Source organism: Corynebacterium sp. MSK122 (assembly GCF_030229435.2).
Lineage (GTDB): Bacteria > Actinomycetota > Actinomycetes > Mycobacteriales > Mycobacteriaceae > Corynebacterium > Corynebacterium marquesiae.
In genome coordinates, this window is the sequence record NZ_JASPHV020000018.1 from 20309 (window position 1) to 37435 (window position 17127).

Below are 17127 nucleotides of genomic sequence, written 5' to 3' on the forward strand. Positions count from 1 at the left end.
CCTTTTGACTACCTTCGTTTACGCCTTGATCTGCCACCGGATAGTGAACAGCTCTTTTTCAGCTCTCTTGCCTTGAAGCGACTGCCTAATCAGAATAAGCAACTCGTCGACATTATCGCGCAGGTTTCGTTTCTCTTTTCGGTATTGGTCCTCGATCGAATCGATTTCATCGTCAAGATTTCGGGCCTTCTTCTTGAACCTCAGCTGCTCCATCGGGTCGTCGGCGTGAGTAGCTTTCCTGCGCAGATCTTTTCGCTTCTTCTCAAGCTCTCGGACAGCTTTCCTGCGCTCCGTGTCGAGGTCAAGGATCTGACTTTCAAGCAGTTCTTCTTGCTGGTTGTAGTAGCTCGAGTTGCGGTGCTGAACTTCCTTTTCCAGAGACTCCCGCTGCTGCTCGATCGCTGCCGCAAACAGATCCGTGTTGAGCGGCCCAGTTATATCCAACGTGTCGACGACGCGCAGATCCATCATCTCTGCAGCATCTTCTTGGTTCAGTACCTCGCCAGAATCGGTAATGCCTGCAGCGAGCAAGTAACTCTCGGAAATATCGCTGTCGTTTGCTTTCATCTTGAACGTTAACCCCCGGATAGTGAGGGATCCAGACTGTCCAGCCAATTGTTTCATGCGGGAGCTCACGCGATCGGACTTGCTGATGTCGAACACGAGCGTCTGGCTCGGCGTGTCCGCTCTCAGAGCACCATCGATGACGAACTTCGCTAGATCACTGTGATAGCGGTACTGCTTGGAATTGCCTCTCGGCGAGGACTTGAAGTGATAACGGCCAGCTGTGATACCGGTAGACGGTGGCGCGTTTAGAACGAAGTTGCGGCCGTCGCCTTCAAACGTGGCCCTGCCTTGTAAGCCGCTAATGGTCAGGAGGAGAAGCAGTCGCTCAAACTTGTTCAGTACCTCACCAGACTGCTCGTCGTAGGACTTCAAGCGGTCACGCACTGAGGGATCAAGGTTGTCGAAAACCTTCGCCTTCGCCTCAGCCATGTCCTTGCTTACAGCGGCGGCGTATTTCTTCTCAAGCTCCTTGAACGCCTGGTTGATCTCGTCAGCAGTGCGGTAGCTGTCGTAGATCTTCGCAATCTCCTGAGCGAAGTCGAAACCACTCTCAATACGGCCCAGCACCTCGTCACTAGTGCCAAAGACGCTATCGAAGAGGTGGAATTTGTTCTCCAATAGCTCCAAGATGCGAGCCTCAGCCGCATTGCCCTCATTGAAGAAGTTGACGATGACAACGTCGTGCTTCTGGCCATAACGGTGAATGCGGCCTATACGCTGCTCCACCCGCTGCGGGTTCCACGGCAGATCGTAGTTGATCAGCATTGAGCAAAACTGGAGGTTGATGCCCTCTGATGCCGCTTCCGTTGCGATCATGATCGAGCCGGATTCGCGGAAGTAGTCAACAAGAGCTTTTCGCCGATCCGCCGACGGGTTGCCGGTAATAACGTCGCTACCATCATTCTTTGTGAGCCACTCTTGATAGATCGCAGTCGCCTCAGGCGAATCGTTTTGGCCATTAAACAGTACCAGCCCTTCGGCGTAGCCCGCTTGGCGCAGGGTTTCCGCGATGAAGTTCTGGGTGTCGCTGTACTCGGTGAAGATGATGGCCTTTTCAGGGGCACCGACCTCCCGCAGTTTCGCGAAGCCACGTTCAATGGCCTCCCCGAGTTTCAGTGACTTCTGATTTTGGTGGATCGATTCGGCGAGCGTCGCATACTCTCTGAGCTCGTCAATCTCGCTCTGCACTTTCTTGCGGACTTCCGGGTCCGACCAGTCCTCGTGCTGCTCTACTAGATCCCCGAATGCCTCGTATGCTGCCTGCTCCTCTTCAAGCATGTCGTTATCGAAATCGAACAGTGGCATACGAACAACGTGCGGCTGACCTGCTGCCAGCTCCTCTGCCAGCCGATTCGCAGTTCTACGCAACGTGATCCCGACGGCGTACGTCGAGGAACCCAACCGCTTGCGCATCACCTGCGAAGAAAGCGCTCGCTGCGACTCTTTGAACGCGTACAAAGTATCGCGCTGGAGGTAGGCATTAACCAGGTCATAAAGATCCAGTTCCGCCTGTGAAGGTTGGAACTTCACGGTCAAGGGGTCACGCTTGGTGAACCGGATGTACTTCTCGGCATCACGCCGCAAGGTGCGCTTGGTCAACTGGCCGACGCGCTCCGCTAAGTCATCGGGGCTGAATTCGGTGCTTCCTGCTTTCACATACCGTTCGCGGAAAACATCGATAGATCGAAAATACTCTGGGTCGAAAATAGAGACCAGACCGTAGATCTCTTCAAGGCGGTTCTGTAGTGGGGTTGCGGTGAGCAGCACTACCTTGTTTGCGCCATCAAAAACGTCACCGACCGAATGCGCTACTTTGGCATGTTTTTTGCCCTTATAGAAGTTACGTAGCCGGTGGGCTTCGTCGGCAACGACTAAATCCCACGGACGCATCAGATCCGCCTTGTTTTGTTGGACAAACTCGTAGGAAGCGATCAAAACCTGACCAGGCGCCTTTTTAACCAGGAGCGTTGCCTTCGATTTTGAGTCAAGCAGCTCGGATGGGATCAAGAACTTCTCGTAAAGCTCCTGCTTCCACTGCTGACGGAGGCTAGCAGGAGCAACGATCAGGATGCGGCGTTTACGCTCTGCCCAAAACTGCGTAATAACAATGCCTGCCTCGATCGTCTTACCGAGGCCGACCTCATCAGCCAACACGACGCCTTTTGTCGCGTTCCCCTTCAGCGCGAATAATGCTGCCTCAATCTGGTGAGGCTTGGGTTCCACCTGGGCGTCGAAAAGCAGTCCTGCAAGCTTGCCGACATGGTCATTGGCATAACTCCGCTCAAGCTCGTGCGCGAAATACTTCGCTTGATATTTGGAGAGGTGAAGTCCGAAGGAGATTCCGGGGTTCTCACGGCGTGTGGTCTTCGGTACAGACTGGTCTGGGCTCTGAATCATAATTTTCCCGATATAGTGAAACTGCTTGCATGTGTCAGCGTCATTCAACTTTAGCGGGCGGGGCGTGGTGGGTGAGACACTTCCAGTAGATTTTGAAGTGTCCCGAGTTTTGTTCCTAGGCATTTGCCTTGATTTCTATTTTTACTTGGGGCGGGTTCTGCTTCCAGAATTCGGTTTCGTCATCGACCGGGAATCGGTATCTCAAGCTTTGGTGGAGCCTTGCCTTGGACTGGCGATACCCACGCGAGGTGATAAACCCAATAGCCCGGCTATTTTTCAACATCTTACAAATGAACTCGACAGAGAAACGATTCCGGTGTTCATCGATGAACCGGATCATTTCTTAACGTTGTGTGCCTGGTTTCGACGTGAAAAAGCTGAGGCAGCCTTCAGCAGCTCATTAGTATCGCGCGGTTCTTGATTTTCACGGCGTAGCATCGCGTTTTCGGCGACCAAATCTTCAGGCACAGATTCTGGTATGTTCCCGGCACGGCGGGCCCATCAAAGTTCATAGATGAACTGTGTACCATGAAACCCCAGCTGTGGGCCTACTCCTCAGCGCACGGCTTGCATCGATATGTTTTCCGCCACGATGCGATCTTCCACGAAACGGACCACGCGGTTCTTCGTATGCTGGTCAAATTTCCTCGGCATCTTCCAGATTTTCCCGTCTACTCAAACAGAACAAAACCTGGGGCACTTCAGTTTCCAAGTATCTTCTCTTGATGCCTTCCGCCTCCGCTCGTACACTTACGGTATCGTAAGTTGTCCGTTGCCGGGTCATTAGAAAGGGTATATCGCCATGACACAGTTACCTGGCGATTGCGCGCCGCGGCCGGGCCTTGTCCAGCGCACGTACTGGATGGCCGACCGCGGTCCGAGGCCGCTTAGTCGTGGCTGGGGGCATGCAATAGCGGCGCTATTGTCGGTGATTGCCTCCACCGTGCTCATTACCTATGCATGGATGACGCTGCACTGGTGGCAAGGGCTTGGCGTGACCGTCTACGGCGTGGGGCTGGTGGGGCTTTTTGGAGTCTCCGCGCTCTATCACCGCTACCCGTGGGCGAGCGCGCGTGCGGTGCAATGGTGGCGGCGGGCGGACCACGCCACCATTGCAGTATTTATCGCCGCGACCTACACGCCGCTGTGCCTCATCGTGTTATCGCCGTTACAGGCGGCATGGATGCTAGGCGTTGCCTGGGCAGGGGCGATTCTAGGCGTGATTTTGAACCTGGTGTGGATTAGCCACCCGCGCTGGTTGGATGTGGTGGTCTACCTAGCGCTGGGCTGGCTGGTGCTGCCGCTTCTCCCCACGTTGTGGACGCGGGCCGGCGCGGCCGTCGTCTGGCTGCTCTTTGTCGGCGGCGTGGTCTACTCGCTAGGCGCGCTGGTCTATGGCTTTAAGTGGCCAGGGCGCAACGCGCGTTACTACGGCTACCACGAGCATTTCCATACCGCGACGATTGCGGCGGCGGTGGTGCACCTGGTTGCGGTGTGGATGGTCGTGGTTCAGGGGGCTGCTTAGTCGGCGTCGGGGAAGAGCTCCGCGGGATCGGTGTCGGTGCTGATCGCAGCGGCTAGCAGCATACGGGCTTGGGGAGCGCGTAAGGTGCCGGAGGAGATAACGCCGGCGTCGGCAAGCGTGGCACCGCCACCGGCCCCGCCGTAGATGCCCTCCACCGGGCCGTGATCCACGCGGGTGGTGAGCACGACCGGAACCTTCTTGGCCGCGGCCTTAGCGGCTTGGGCTAGCTCGTCGCCGATGTTACCGGCGCCCATTCCCTCAATCACGATGCCTTCGGCGCCGCTGTCCAAGGAGCGCTGGATAAGGTCGGCCGGCGCGCCGGGGTAGGCGGCGATGATATCGACGCGGGTATTGCCCAGCGGCTGATGCTTCAGGGCCTTCGGGCGCTGAGGCTGCTTCTTGCCATTGTTATTGGCAAAGCCATCGGCCTTGGCCGTATCGGACTTAAAAGCGCCGCGGGCCGGGATGACGTGATCCGCGAAGGCGATGAAGGTACCGCGGCCCTTGTTGGAGGGGTCAGTTACGGTCTTGACCGCGAGCGCCAAGTTCTCCGGGCCATCCGGATCCGGGTCATCAAAGGGGCGCATCGCTCCGGTAAGGGCTACCGGCTTATCGCTGTCCTGGAAGGTATCGACGGCGATGGCGGTTTCTTCCATGGAATCGGTGCCGTGGGTAACCACTACGCCATCGACATCATCGCGCTGTAGCTCCTTATTTACGGCCTCGATGATGGTGTCGGTATCGTCCAAGGTCATCGCGGAAGAATCCAGCTTGGCAATGTCTTTGACCTCTAACGTGAGCTTGTCCCTGTCAAAGGTGCCGGAAAGGGGCTCCACCAGCTTGGAGCCGGTAACGGTGGGAACCACCGCACCTTTCTTATCGTGCGTGCTGGCGATAGTGCCCCCGGTAGAAAGGACCACCACGTGGCCCTCGGCGGTGGCGCGTGGGCCCTCGCTTTCCGTTGTGGCGGTTTCGGTGGTTTCCTCTGAGGCTGCTGGCGCGGAACTGGTGGCGCTGTGCGGCGCGGAAGACTCGGGCGCCGCGGCCGAAGTCTCCTCTTCCGGGCGGCTATCCGGATTTTGGCAGGACGCCAAGAGGAATGCGGAAGCGACTAGAGCAAGGCCGGCGCGGGCCGAGCGACGCATTGTTGAGGTGTGCATATTCCCTCGTTTCTGTGTGTGGGAGGCGAAAGCGGGCGGCGGGAATCGTCGGCCGCATATACGTCTATCTAACGCAGAAAGACGGGGAGCCCGCTGCCACTATGGACTTGCTAACACCGAAACGAGGGGAGAGCGGCTAGTCGATGTGCTGGTTCCACGGCGCCACCACCAAAGGCTTTGGCGAGTACTTGGCACGCAGCTCGCGCAGCACGGTCGCGTGCTCGGCCAGGCGCTTGTCTTCCTCGGTATGGGGATTGAAGGGCCGGGCCACCTGCGGCTGGCCATCGTGATCGAGGGCGATATAGGCCACGGTGGCGTGAATGGCGGTTTGCAGGTGTTCGCGGCCGCCGCGGGGGTTGCCGGAGCGGACGTGGATAGACATCTGCATCGAGCGGGTATCGGTGCGCATCATGCGGGCGTCGACCTCGATGAGGTCACCGATGGAAATCGGGCGGTAGAAGCGGATGCCGCCGGCGTACACCGCAACGGTGCGCTCCGCGGACCACTCCATGGTGCAAGCGGCGCCGGCCTCATCGATCCACTGCATGGCCGTGCCGCCGTGGACCTTGCCGCCCCAGTTGACGTCAGTGGGCTTGGCCAGGAAGCGGTTGACCATGCGCGGGGCATCGGAAGGCCCGTCATAGGTTTGTTTTTCCATCTCTTCCTCGATGGCCTTGCGCAGCTCGATGCGGGACTTGGCGGCCTCTTCCACGCGGCACTGCTCATCGGTCGCGGGGACGAAGGGCGGCACCGGGGTGGACTTGCCGGTGGCCGGGTCCTTGGCTACGAAGATGACCAGGCAATCGCAGGCGCGGGTAAAAATGCCTTCGCGCGGGTCGGCAGAGAGCACCTCGTTGACGATGTGCATGGAGGAACGCCCGGTCATAGCGATGCGCGAGCGGACCTCCACGATGTGCCCGGAAGGGATAGGCCGGGTGAAGTGGATATGGCCCACGTATGCGGTCACGCAGTATTGGCCGGACCACTGCACGGCGCAGGCATAGGCGGCCTTATCAATCCATTCCAAGACGCGTCCGCCGCTGATGCCGGGGGCGCCGGCCATGGTGACGTCGGTTGGCGATGCCATAAAGCGCAGCGTCAGCGCCGGCGATTTCTGGTTTTCCGCAACGGAAGGCGTAGGTGACATAAACAACAAGATAACAGTAGTTATGATGTAGCTATGAAAAAGCCCGTCGATCCCGCAGCCACCCGCGCGGCCGTCATGGCCATCAAAGACTGGATTGCCGCCCCGGCGGAGCACGATAAGCCGGGTAGGGCCCTGCTTGCCGACGCCGTCCGTCGCACCGCCCGCACCCTCGAGGCCGACGCGCCGGGCCATTCCGTGGAGCTGCGCGTACCCCCATTTGTTGCGGTGCAATGCATTGAAGGGCCCCGCCATACTCGCGGCACCCCACCCAATGTGGTGGAGACCGACCCGGAAACCTGGCTGCGCCTCGCCACCGGATTGGCGGACTGGGAAGAGGTCGTAAGCACTGGTCGCGTCGATGCTTCCGGCTCCCGCGCGGGCGAAATTGCGCAGTGGTTGCCGCTTATTCCGTTAGTTTCCGGCGGCGTGACAGGCTAATATAAACGCCGTGGTAGAAGTACATACTCCTAGTATCACCAATCTTGACGATCATAATGAGCAGGAGCCCCGCGAAGAGTGCGGCGTCTATGGCGTGTGGGCTCCCGGGGAGGAAGTCTCCAAGCTGACCTACTTTGGTCTCTTCGCCCTGCAGCACCGTGGCCAGGAGGCTGCCGGCATTGCGGTGGGCGATGATGACCGCATCGTCGTCTTCAAGGACATGGGCCTCGTGGCCAATATCTTTGATGAGTCCACCCTGTCTGCCCTCCAAGGAAACGTTGCGGTGGGCCACACGCGCTATTCCACCGCCGGCGGGAAGGAATGGTCCAATGTCCAGCCGATGTTTTCTACCTCCTCCACCGGGGTAGACATCGCCCTCGGACACAACGGCAACCTGGTCAACTACTTAGAGCTGCGCGAGGAGGCCGTGCAGCGCGGCCTGATTAAGCCCCATGAGGAGTCCGTTTCTGACTCCATGTGCTTGTCTATGCTGCTTGCCGACGGCGTAGATGAAGACACCTCCGTCTTCGACTCCGCCCGTGACTTGCTCCCGCGCGTTAAGGGCGCGTTTTGCCTGACCTTTACCGATGGTCACACCATGTACGCCGCGCGCGACCCGCACGGCGTGCGCCCGCTGGTCCTCGGCCGCTTGGCCAAGGGCTGGGTGGTGGCCTCCGAGACCTGTGCGCTCGATATCTGCGGCGCTCAGTTCATCCGCGAGATTGAGCCCGGTGAGCTCGTCGCCATCGACGAGGCTGGCATCCGTTCCGTGAATTTCGCGCCGGCCAAGCGCCACGGCTGTGTCTTCGAATACGTCTACTTGGCTCGCCCGGATAGCGATATCAAGGGCCGTTCCGTCAACGCCTCCCGTGTGGACATTGGCCGCCGCTTGGCCCGCGAATACCCGGCCGAGGGCGCGGACCTGGTCATCCCGGTTCCCGAATCCGGCAACCCAGCCGCCGTGGGCTATGCCCGCGAATCCGGCATCACCTTCGCCCACGGCTTGGTCAAAAACGCTTATGTGGGACGCACCTTCATCCAGCCCACCCAGACCCTGCGCCAGCTGGGCATCCGCTTGAAGCTCAACCCGCTGCGCGAGGTCATCAACGGCAAGAAGCTCGTCGTGGTGGATGATTCCATCGTCCGCGGCAATACCCAGCGCGCGCTCATCCGCATGCTGCGCGAGGCCGGCGCGGCCGAGGTGCACGTGCGCATCGCCTCCCCGCCAGTGAAGTGGCCATGTTTCTACGGCATCGACTTCGCCTCCCCGGGGGAGCTGATCGCCAACGCCAGCCCCTCCGATGATCCGGAAACCGTCTGCGCCACTATCTGTGACACCATCGGCGCCGATTCCTTGGGCTTTGTCTCCATTGAGGAGATGGTGGCCGCCACCGAACAGCCGCGTTCCGAGCTGTGTACCGCCTGCTTCTCGGGTGAGTACCCACTTGGCCTGCCCGCCGGAAACTCCAATGCAGAAGCCGTGCGCACCCTGCTCGGCACCGAATAACAAAGGACACCTGAAACCATGAGTGACAATACTTACGCAGCAGCCGGCGTCAGCATCGAAGAGGGCGACCGTGCCGTAGAACTTTTCGCCCCGCACGCTAAGCGTGCCACCCGCCCTGAGGTTCTGGGCGGTCTTGGCGGCTTTGCTGGCCTATTCAAGCTCGGCGATTACAAGGAGCCCATCCTCGCCGCCGGTTCCGACGGCGTCGGCACCAAGCTGGCCGTGGCCCAGGCCATGGACAAGCACGACACCATCGGTATCGACCTCGTTGCGATGTGTGTGGACGATCTCGTTGTCTGCGGCGCGGAGCCGCTCTTTTTGCAGGATTACATCGCCGTAGGCAAGGTCGTGCCGGAAAAGGTGGCCGAGGTAGTCAAGGGCATCGCCGAGGGCTGTGTGCAGGCCGGTGCCGCGCTGCTGGGTGGTGAGACCGCCGAGCACCCCGGCATGATGGAAGAAAACGAATACGATGTCTCCGCCACCGCGGTAGGCGTCGTTGAGGCCGATGGTGTACTTGGCCCAGACAAGGTCCGTGATGGTGACGTGCTCATCGCCATGGGCTCTTCCGGCCTACACTCCAATGGTTACTCCTTGGCCCGCTACGTCCTGCTGGAGCAGGCTGGCATGCCTCTCGACGGCCACGTGGAAGAGCTCGGTCGTCCCCTCGGCGAGGAGCTGCTGGAGCCCACCCGCATTTACGCTAAGGACTGCCTGGCTTTGGCCAGCGAATGCTCCGTATCCACCTTCTGCCACGTCACCGGTGGTGGACTGGCAGGCAACCTCGAGCGCGTCATTCCAGAGGGGCTCGCAGCCGATATCAACCGCGCCACCTGGACTCCAGGCCAGGTCTTCAAGCTCATCTCCTCGGTGGGCAAGGTGGATCTGGCGGAAATGGAGAAGACCTTCAACATGGGCGTCGGCATGATTGCCGTAGTCAATCCCGAAGACCGTGACCGTGCCCTGGCAATGCTTACCGCACGCCATATTGATGCGTGGGAGCTGGGCACTGTCCGCACCGCCTCCGGCGAGGAACCGCGCGTGGTCATGCACGGCGAGCACCCAAACTTCTAGCAGGGCCCTGCCCCTGCCAGGGGAGGGTATGAGGAAGGGCCCTAGGAGATTTCCTAGGGCCCTTGAGCTATCCGGCGGCGAGCGGAAGATTAGCGTTCGTCGCGGTCGGCATCATCCCATTCGTCGACGTAGTCGGCGTATGGGTCATCCTCTTCATAATCGCGGGAGTCACCCTCTTGCTGTGCGGCGAGTTCCCGTTGTAGGGACTCGATATCCATCTCGGGTGAGTTGTACTTGAGCTGGCGTGCAACTTTGGTCTGCTTTGCCTTTGCGCGTCCGCGTCCCATGTGCATGACCCCCTTGGGTTAGTAGGGCGCGCCAGGGATTCTTGGGCGCCCCATCGACTTGTCTATTGAGTATCTTCCTGTAAGACACAATAGCCTGTGTGACGAAAAAATTCCGCACCGCCCCCTAGCTAGTGGGAGATCTAGCGCCCTCGCAGCCGGTTTACTGCCTCACGCCCAGCCTTGGGGCCCTCATCCTCGGGGATGGAGGAAGGATCGATAGACGCCGCGGTATCGCCCACTTCTAGGGCGCCGGCGTCCAGCGCAGAGCGCTTCACTAGGCCTAGGGCGATGGGGCCGAAATCGCAGTCATCCACAATCGTGCCGATGCGGCCTACCTTACGTCCATTGAAAGTAATGTTATCGCCCACATTTGGCCGCTGTGGCGCGGAGCCGTCGAGGTGCAGCTGCACCAATAGGCGAGGGGAGCGGCCCAGATTTTCTACGCGCGCCACCGTTTCCTGGCCGCGGTAGCAGCCTTTATTGAGGTGGACGTGGGCCGGATTAGCGGCGCTGCGGCTGATCCACTGCGGCACCTCGTGGGGGATGGATTTATTATCCAGATCCGCTGCCAGCTCCGGCTCGCGGGCACGCACACGCTCGGCGGTAAACGCCATGAGCCCCGCTAGCCGTGCACCGGATTCCTCCAGGTATTTCGTTGCCTCGACCAAGGATTCGCGAGGAATGCCAAGGTCAACGCGCTTAATTCCTGGCCACTGGACGTGGCGGGAAAACTCCACCATGGGCGGAAGTGAAACATCGGCCTCACCCAGGAGGGTAAGGATGGCGATATCGGCTTCCTCTACGGTGACCTCGGACCAAAAGACCATCATGGTGAGGAACTTAAAGAGGGAGTCGAATTGCGCCCCGGGGACGTCAATAAGAAAGGCATCGTCGGTCCGCACGATATCCATGTGGTGGAGGATGTGGCCTTGGATGTCCAGGTCGAGGGCGCCGGCGGTGAAACCCACGGGGGCGTCGTCAAGCTTCTGTGAAAGCAGATTATTCAGAAACTCGGCGGCGTCCTTGCCGCTCACGCGAATGACGCGGCGCTGGGAGCGGTCAATGACGATGGTGCCGCCATCGGCGGCCCGTTGCTCGCCCAGCGGATTGCCATAGTGCCAGGCCACACCCTGGGCATCGAGTACGGTCGCGTCCTGGTGCTCCGCGGCACCGGCGCGCTGCAGAAGAGGCGAAGAATAACTCACAACTACCGATGGTAGGGCATAATCAAAAGTATGAAGTTTTCGCCGCGAAAAGAGCCGGTCATCTACGTTGTGGAGCCCTTTGGAGGGTCGGTACGCAGGCACATGCCCGCGCTGCCTCTCGTCTACGCGGACGATGCCGCGGTCACCCGCGGCGATGGCATCTTTGAATCCCTGCTCGTGCGCGGAGGAAAAGCCGCTAACCTGCAGCGTCACGCGCAGCGCTTCTGCGATTCAGCCCGCACGATGAACCTGCCGGAGCCGCCCATGGACAAGTGGGAAGAAGCCACCCGGCTCGCCATCGCGGACTTCTGCGGGGACGAGCAAGGCGATGCTAAATGCACGTGGACCTATACCCGCGGGCGCGCCTCCACGGGGCGGCCGAGCGCGTGGGTTGTTGTGCAGCCGATTGAGGACAAGGTGCTAGAGCAGCGCGCCCACGGCGTCGCCGTCATGACAAGCCCCCGCTTGTGGCACGTGGCGGAGGAATTGCCCGCCAAGACGCTCAATTACGCGGCCACCATGGCGATGCTGCGCATGGCGCGGGAGAAAGGCTTTGAGGATCTCATCCTCACCGACCCAGACACCGGAGAAATTCTCGAGGGGGCGACCTCAACCGTGGTGGCCGTCAAGGGCGAGAAACTGCGCACTGCGGCCGGCCGCGGCATCCTGCCCGGCACCACGCAAGCGGCGCTCTTCGCGCACGCGAAAGAGAAAGGCTATCGCTGCAAGGCCAAGCCGCTGACCGTGGAGTACCTAGAAAAGGCGGATTCGGTGTGGCTAGTGTCCTCCGTGCGCGTTGCGGCGCGTGTCACCCGGTTGAATGACAAAAAATTAAAGGCCCCGGACAACGTGGACGTCATCCGAGACCTTATTGATGCCGCGCTAGGGTCCTAGCCAGCGATGCGGGTGAGCTCCGCAGACATGTAGGGGCGCATTTCGCCATCGACCATGCGCTCGTCTACCCAGCCCAGGTTGTTATTGGGCATCAGGCCGTACATGCGCTTGCCTGGGCCTAGGTTCTTCGGGCCGGTTTCCGTGACCATGGTGGAGGCGGATTCCAGCTGCCATGCGCGGTCATTGAAGGGTTCGCCGTAGAAGATTTCCACGATGCCGGTAGAAGAGGTGTAGGTGACCTCGATTTCATCCTTTTCCGAGATACGCCAGAAGCCGGTCTCGCGCACAGACGGGCCTTCCGGCTTGCCTTCGGTATCGATCTTCCAGGTACGGGAGCTAAAGGTCAGGTAGTTTTCGCCATCGTGGGCGATCACCAGCTGCTGGCCAAAGGTGTACTCCTGGCCCTTCGTATCGTGGGCCTGGCCCTCGCCCTGCCAGACACCAACAAGGGGGAGTAGCCCCAGCAGGCCGTCGTGCAGCGACGGGCCCTGGCGCAGGTTCGCGGTATCGTCCGGTACTGGGGTATCGCCCAGCTCGAGAGCGGGGATATTGCGGCTAGCGGCGTCTTTCCACTGCTCGGCAGCCTGGTTCACGGCATCGTTGCCATTGAGCTTTCCAGGATCGTTTTCCGGGTGAGAAGCCGCGGTAGTTTCGATGTTTTCAGGGGTGGTTTCATTATTATTTTCGCTCATGGCCGTCCAGCCTAGTCGTGCACCCGCCTATTTAACTACTAGACTTGGACCTCGTGCATGCATTGATGATCTCGAATCCAAACTCGACCTCACAAACAAATGCCCTCTTCCGCCAAATCGTTCCCGCCCTCCAAGCGGTAGAGGGGCCACACCTCAAGGTGCAATTTACGCATTACCCTGGCCACGCCGAAGAGATGGTCAAAGGAATGACCAGGGATGACTATGACGTCATAATTGCTGTGGGCGGAGACGGAACCGTCAACGAGGTGGTAAACGGGCTACTCGGCCCGGCCGATGGGCAGCGCCCCGATCCTCAGTCCATCCCGGCGCTGGCTGTCATTCCTACCGGCTCCGCGAATGTCTTTGTGCGTGCCCTAGGCTTTCCCAGCACTCCGGTGGAGGCCACCCATGTGCTGGCTCGCATGCTCGACCGGGATCTGCGCCGCACCATCTACCTAGGAACGTGGAACGAGCGGTGGTTTGCCGTCAACGCCGGCTTTGGTTTGGACGCGGATGTCTTGGCGCGCGTGGATCGCGCTCGTGAGCAGGGATTTTCGGCCACCCCGCTGCGTTACCTCAACGTCGCCATTCGGGCCTGGAGCCGGGCGCGGAAGAACCCACCGCATATTGCGGTGACGGCCGAGTCCAGCAGCGGCGAGCAGCTGCGCAAGGACGATGTGCCACTGTTGTTTACCTCGAATACCAACCCATGGACATTCCTGGGCCCGCTGCCGGTAGTGACTAACCCGCGCAATTCCTTTGATGAGGGCCTTGCTCTCTTTGGGCTGGAGGAGTTTAGCGGGCTCGGCGGCGTCGTCGGCCTGCTGCACCTCTTCGGTGCCGATAAGCGCGGATGGCTCAATAGGCTCACCAAAGAAAAGACGGTGGCCTTCGACGACGCCATGCGGGTTGAGCTGGTCTGCCGCGAACCGCAGCGCTTCCAAGCTGATGGAGAATCGGAGGGGCGCTTTGATGCAGTTACCTTGGCCTCCGTGAAGGATGCCATCGAGGTATTCGCCCCGCAGGGTAGGCGGGAGGTCCATCAGCGCACGATGAAGGAAGTTCTCCGGGACTTTATTCGCCTGCGCTAGTCCGCGGCGCGGGGCCGACACGGTGCTTGGTATCGGCGGCCTTCTTTTCCGCCTCTTCCACGGCCTTTTGCTCCGAGCCGTCAATCTCCAGCGGGGAGAGCTGGGCCAGCTGCACCTTAATATTGCGGCGCTGTACCTCGAAGGAAATGGTGCCTCCCTGCATTTTTACCGCGGTCGCTTGGGCCGGAAGCGGCAGCTGGCGGGTATCGAAGTTGAGGGAAAAGGCCTTTTGCAGGCGCTCGTCGTCCGTGTCATAGACCTGCATGCGAAACTCCGGCCCAACCAGGCGGAGGGTGACCTTGGCGGTGGACTTGTGGGCGTCGCCAGGCAGGGTGCCCGTTAGCTCTGCTTCTGCAGAGGTGCCACCGGAGGGGGAAATATCGTCCGGGTTAGCAATCGAGAGATCGGTAATCCCCAACAGGCGGCCCAGCGCCACACCATCCAAGGAAATGCCGCGCGAGTAGGTGGAGACGGGCGCGCCCTCAATATCTCCATTCACCACCTGCTCTGGGGTGACGGTGATATCGCGCAGCACGGTCGAAGCATTGACCATGCCCAGCTTGGGCACCTCCACATCCAGCGCCTTGACCTCGAGATAAGGGATTTCCTTCGAAGCCGCCGCCCACAGGTAGGGGGTGCCGCCGATGAAAACATCCGGCGTATTATCCAGCCGCGAATTGGCTTTCACGGCTTGCGCCACCTTGTGTTCCGTGTGCATAGCCACGCAGGCATCCGCCACCCAGGCTGCAATGAGCACGCACACCACGAGGAGGACGTGCACGATGCGCCGGTCAATCTTAAGAACACTCACCCTTTTATTCTTACCCTACGTATTCTGGGGCCTATGACTAGCAATGCCTTTAAGATTACGGAAGAAAACCTACCGGACGCACCGGAGCTGGCTCGCCGCGTAGGAGCGTTGGCTGAGCAGGCCGAACGTGCCGATGGAATGGCGCCGCTGTCGGAGCAATTTCTCAACGGTCTTAGCGATTCCCGCTTGGAGCACCGCCACCTGGTGGCCTGGGTAGGGGAGGAGCCGTGCGGTGTAGCCGGTCTGGACGGGTCCACCGCCGAGCTATTCATTTCCCCCGACTTCCGCGGTCAGGGCTTTGGTGCCGCGCTTTACGACGCCGCCGCTAAGACCCCCAACCTCCACGCCTGGGCCCACGGGAACCTACCGGCGGCACAGGCGCTGGCGCACTCCCGCGACCTGCAGGTCACCCGCAAGCTGGTGGTCATGGGTATCGGGGGAGAAGAGCTTGCAGCGGCCGCCCGTCCCGAAGGCGTGCCACTGACCGCCCTGAATTACACCGAGGCGGTGGATAAGTGGGGCAAGGACTTTGTGGAAAAGCAGTGGCTCAAGGTCAATAACGAGGCCTTTTCTTGGCATCCCGAACAAGGTGGCTGGGATCTTGATCGCCTGCACCGCGGCATGGAGGCGGACTGGTTCGACCCCGCAGACCTGCTCTTCCTGTGGGATACGGCAGATGAGCCGGCACTGGCCGGCTTCCACTGGACCAAGTGGCATGCGGAGGAAACTCCGGGCTTTGGTGAGGTCTACGTGGTGGGCTTGGCGGAAGATTACCGCGGCAAGAAGTTGGGCGGTCCGCTACTGCAAATTGGCCTGCGCCGCATGGTGGAAAAGGGAGCTCAGCGGGTAATTCTTTATGTAGAAGCGGATAATGATCCGGCGCTGAAGGCGTACGAGCGCCTAGGCTTTGAGGTTGATGAAGAACACGTCGTGTGGGGCGTGTGTGACTAACGTCATGGGGTGCACGATGTTTGTTCACCCATTGTTTACCTCTTGGCACCCTTTTGGTCAGATCCTGCGGATAGCTTTACACCCTGTGAGTTAACCGCACCTGTGCGCCTGCATCTCGCCCCAGAAGGCGGAGCGGGATGCAGGATATCTCTCTAGGAGATGCGGTTTCCTCGGACAATCAATCTCTGATCTGCACCGGAAAGGGTTTTCCCGTGATTCGCAACTTCAAGCGCACTGCCGCAATCTTCGGCATCGTAGCTGCAACCTCCACCGCTCTCGTAGCTTGCTCTGAGGAGTCTGGCTCCTCCTCTGATTCCGCTGGCGGCGAGGACGTCTCCGGCGAGCTCGTCGGTGACGGTGCATCCTCCCAGCAGAACGCAATGTCTTACTTCCAGACCGCGTTCTCCGAGGATCACCCAGACGCTTCCCTGTCCTACAACGCTTCCGGTTCCGGCGCCGGCGTTGAGGCCTTCACCAACGGCCAAGCTGACTTCGCTGGTTCTGACTCCGCTCTGAAAGATGACGAGGGCGAGGTTGAGGCTGCCGCTGAGCGTTGCGATGGCAACGAGGCATGGCACCTGCCAACCACCATCGGTCCGGTTGCAATCGCCTACAACCTGGGTGACACCGAGATCAACCTCTCCACTGAGACCCTGGGCAAGATCTTCAAGGGCGAAATCAAGAAGTGGAACGACAAGGCCATCGCTGCTGACAACGAGGGCACCGACCTGCCGGACAAGGACATCACCGTCATCTTCCGTTCCGACGAGTCCGGTACCTCCGCAAACTTCCAGAAGTTCCTGAAGGCCGCTACCGGTGACTGGGACTCCGAGGGCAAGCAGTTCCCAGACGCTGTTGGTGAGGGTGCTAACGGCTCCTCCGGTGTTGCTGACCAGGTTGCAAGCATCGATGGTGCTATCACGTACGTCGAGGCTGGCTTCGCAGACCAGAAGGAGGGCGAGGGCGTCAAGAAGGCCAAGATCGATTTCGGCCACGGCCCAGTCGAGCTGTCCACCGAGTCCGTCAACAAGGCTCTGGAGAACCTGGAGTTCAAGGAGACCGACTCCGAACACAACATGGTTGTTGATTCCGAGGCACTGTTCTCCTCCGACAATGAGGGTGCATACCCGCTCATCCTGACCACCTACAACATCGTCTGCTCCAAGGGCTACGATGAGGAGACCTCTAAGCTGGTCAAGTCCTTCTTCACCACCGTCCTGGATCACCAGGACGACCAGCTGGCTGAGCAGGGCTTCATCCCGGTTGAGGGTGCACACCTGGACAAGCTGAAGGCTGCTGTTGACGCTCTGCAGTAAGCGCTAAAGCTGCAAAAGCTTAATACCTCCCCGCCCCCACTGCCGCACACAATTCGCGCTTTGGGGGC

16 protein-coding genes are annotated in these 17127 nt (G+C 60.1%); 9 read left to right on the plus strand and 7 right to left on the minus strand.

All coding sequences use genetic code 11. The features are described from left to right. Positions 1-18: 18 nt before the first annotated feature. Positions 19-2964, minus strand: a complete 2946-nt coding sequence (locus QP934_RS08450) for an SNF2-related protein (RefSeq protein ID WP_419127299.1) — start codon at positions 2962-2964, stop codon at positions 19-21. Positions 2965-2995: 31 nt separating this feature from the next. Here QP934_RS08450 and QP934_RS08455 point away from each other — a divergent pair, with 31 nt between their 5' ends. After that, complete coding sequence (locus tag QP934_RS08455) at positions 2996-3385, plus strand: hypothetical protein (protein ID WP_408926724.1); 390 nt, start codon at positions 2996-2998, stop codon at positions 3383-3385. A 381-nt stretch (positions 3386-3766) separates the two neighbouring features. Next, a complete protein-coding gene (trhA, locus tag QP934_RS08460; RefSeq protein ID WP_419127300.1) occupies positions 3767-4489 on the plus strand; it encodes a PAQR family membrane homeostasis protein TrhA in 723 nt (240 codons plus the stop codon). Here trhA and QP934_RS08465 read toward each other — a convergent pair. Together QP934_RS08465 and QP934_RS08470 are read right to left on the minus strand one after the other, a co-directional pair. Further along, on the minus strand, positions 4486-5649 hold the full coding sequence (locus QP934_RS08465; RefSeq protein ID WP_408926726.1) for an asparaginase: 1164 nt from the start codon (positions 5647-5649) through the stop codon (positions 4486-4488). The two genes, trhA and QP934_RS08465, sit on opposite strands and share 4 nt — an antisense overlap. 136 nt (positions 5650-5785) lie before the next feature. Beyond that, on the minus strand, positions 5786-6796 hold the full coding sequence (locus QP934_RS08470; protein WP_419127301.1) for an acyl-CoA thioesterase: 1011 nt from the start codon (positions 6794-6796) through the stop codon (positions 5786-5788). A gap of 33 nt (positions 6797-6829) precedes the next feature. On the opposite strand from QP934_RS08470, the gene QP934_RS08475 reads away from it, so the two are divergent. Genes QP934_RS08475 through purM form a run of 3 tightly spaced genes read left to right on the plus strand, consistent with a single transcriptional unit; the run spans position 6830 to position 9812 of the window. Next, a complete protein-coding gene (locus QP934_RS08475; protein ID WP_198492024.1) occupies positions 6830-7234 on the plus strand; it encodes a sterol carrier family protein in 405 nt (134 codons plus the stop codon). Between the two features lie 10 nt (positions 7235-7244). Continuing rightward, positions 7245-8741, plus strand: a complete 1497-nt coding sequence (purF, locus tag QP934_RS08480) for an amidophosphoribosyltransferase (RefSeq protein WP_198492023.1) — start codon at positions 7245-7247, stop codon at positions 8739-8741. 18 nt (positions 8742-8759) lie between these two features. Next, positions 8760-9812: a phosphoribosylformylglycinamidine cyclo-ligase gene (gene purM, locus QP934_RS08485; RefSeq protein WP_419127302.1), complete on the plus strand. Its 1053-nt coding sequence runs from the start codon at positions 8760-8762 to the stop codon at positions 9810-9812. Positions 9813-9901: 89 nt separating this feature from the next. On the opposite strand, the gene QP934_RS08490 is transcribed toward purM, so the two are convergent. Next, the gene (locus tag QP934_RS08490; protein ID WP_193387586.1) at positions 9902-10099 is read right to left on the minus strand and encodes a DUF3073 domain-containing protein; all 198 of its coding nucleotides are present in this window, start codon (positions 10097-10099) and stop codon (positions 9902-9904) included. A gap of 140 nt (positions 10100-10239) precedes the next feature. Next, complete coding sequence (locus QP934_RS08495) at positions 10240-11304, minus strand: YgfZ/GcvT domain-containing protein (RefSeq protein ID WP_419127303.1); 1065 nt, start codon at positions 11302-11304, stop codon at positions 10240-10242. Positions 11305-11334: 30 nt separating this feature from the next. Here QP934_RS08495 and QP934_RS08500 point away from each other — a divergent pair, with 30 nt between their 5' ends. Then, the gene (locus QP934_RS08500; RefSeq protein WP_198492020.1) at positions 11335-12198 is read left to right on the plus strand and encodes an aminodeoxychorismate lyase; all 864 of its coding nucleotides are present in this window, start codon (positions 11335-11337) and stop codon (positions 12196-12198) included. Here QP934_RS08500 and QP934_RS08505 read toward each other — a convergent pair. Continuing rightward, a complete protein-coding gene (locus QP934_RS08505; protein WP_005325810.1) occupies positions 12195-12890 on the minus strand; it encodes an FABP family protein in 696 nt (231 codons plus the stop codon). The genes QP934_RS08500 and QP934_RS08505 overlap by 4 nt on opposite strands. Positions 12891-12955: 65 nt before the next feature. On the opposite strand from QP934_RS08505, the gene QP934_RS08510 reads away from it, so the two are divergent. Then, the gene (locus QP934_RS08510) at positions 12956-13981 is read left to right on the plus strand and encodes a diacylglycerol/lipid kinase family protein (RefSeq protein WP_419127310.1); all 1026 of its coding nucleotides are present in this window, start codon (positions 12956-12958) and stop codon (positions 13979-13981) included. Here QP934_RS08510 and QP934_RS08515 read toward each other — a convergent pair. Further along, complete coding sequence (locus tag QP934_RS08515; protein ID WP_419127304.1) at positions 13965-14792, minus strand: DUF2993 domain-containing protein; 828 nt, start codon at positions 14790-14792, stop codon at positions 13965-13967. The genes QP934_RS08510 and QP934_RS08515 overlap by 17 nt on opposite strands. Positions 14793-14825: 33 nt before the next feature. On the opposite strand from QP934_RS08515, the gene mshD reads away from it, so the two are divergent. Together mshD and pstS are read left to right on the plus strand one after the other, a co-directional pair. Beyond that, on the plus strand, positions 14826-15743 hold the full coding sequence (gene mshD / locus QP934_RS08520; RefSeq protein WP_419127305.1) for a mycothiol synthase: 918 nt from the start codon (positions 14826-14828) through the stop codon (positions 15741-15743). A gap of 212 nt (positions 15744-15955) precedes the next feature. Continuing rightward, a complete protein-coding gene (gene pstS / locus QP934_RS08525; protein WP_198492017.1) occupies positions 15956-17059 on the plus strand; it encodes a phosphate ABC transporter substrate-binding protein PstS in 1104 nt (367 codons plus the stop codon). Positions 17060-17127 lie beyond the last annotated feature (68 nt).

Excerpts from the sequence above, each read along its gene's own strand:
- QP934_RS08505 (WP_005325810.1), bottom strand. The coding sequence starts at position 12,890 with ATGAGCGAAAATAATAATGAAACCACCCCTGAAAACATCGAAACTACC.
- QP934_RS08510 (WP_419127310.1), top strand. The coding sequence starts at position 12,956 with ATGATCTCGAATCCAAACTCGACCTCACAAACAAATGCCCTCTTCCGC.
- purM (WP_419127302.1), top strand. The coding sequence starts at position 8,760 with ATGAGTGACAATACTTACGCAGCAGCCGGCGTCAGCATCGAAGAGGGC.
- QP934_RS08490 (WP_193387586.1), bottom strand. The coding sequence starts at position 10,099 with ATGGGACGCGGACGCGCAAAGGCAAAGCAGACCAAAGTTGCACGCCAG.
- mshD (WP_419127305.1), top strand. The coding sequence starts at position 14,826 with ATGACTAGCAATGCCTTTAAGATTACGGAAGAAAACCTACCGGACGCA.
- QP934_RS08470 (WP_419127301.1), bottom strand. The coding sequence starts at position 6,796 with ATGTCACCTACGCCTTCCGTTGCGGAAAACCAGAAATCGCCGGCGCTG.
- QP934_RS08450 (WP_419127299.1), bottom strand. The coding sequence starts at position 2,964 with ATGATTCAGAGCCCAGACCAGTCTGTACCGAAGACCACACGCCGTGAG.
- QP934_RS08465 (WP_408926726.1), bottom strand. The coding sequence starts at position 5,649 with ATGCACACCTCAACAATGCGTCGCTCGGCCCGCGCCGGCCTTGCTCTA.
- QP934_RS08500 (WP_198492020.1), top strand. The coding sequence starts at position 11,335 with ATGAAGTTTTCGCCGCGAAAAGAGCCGGTCATCTACGTTGTGGAGCCC.
- QP934_RS08475 (WP_198492024.1), top strand. The coding sequence starts at position 6,830 with ATGAAAAAGCCCGTCGATCCCGCAGCCACCCGCGCGGCCGTCATGGCC.
- trhA (WP_419127300.1), top strand. The coding sequence starts at position 3,767 with ATGACACAGTTACCTGGCGATTGCGCGCCGCGGCCGGGCCTTGTCCAG.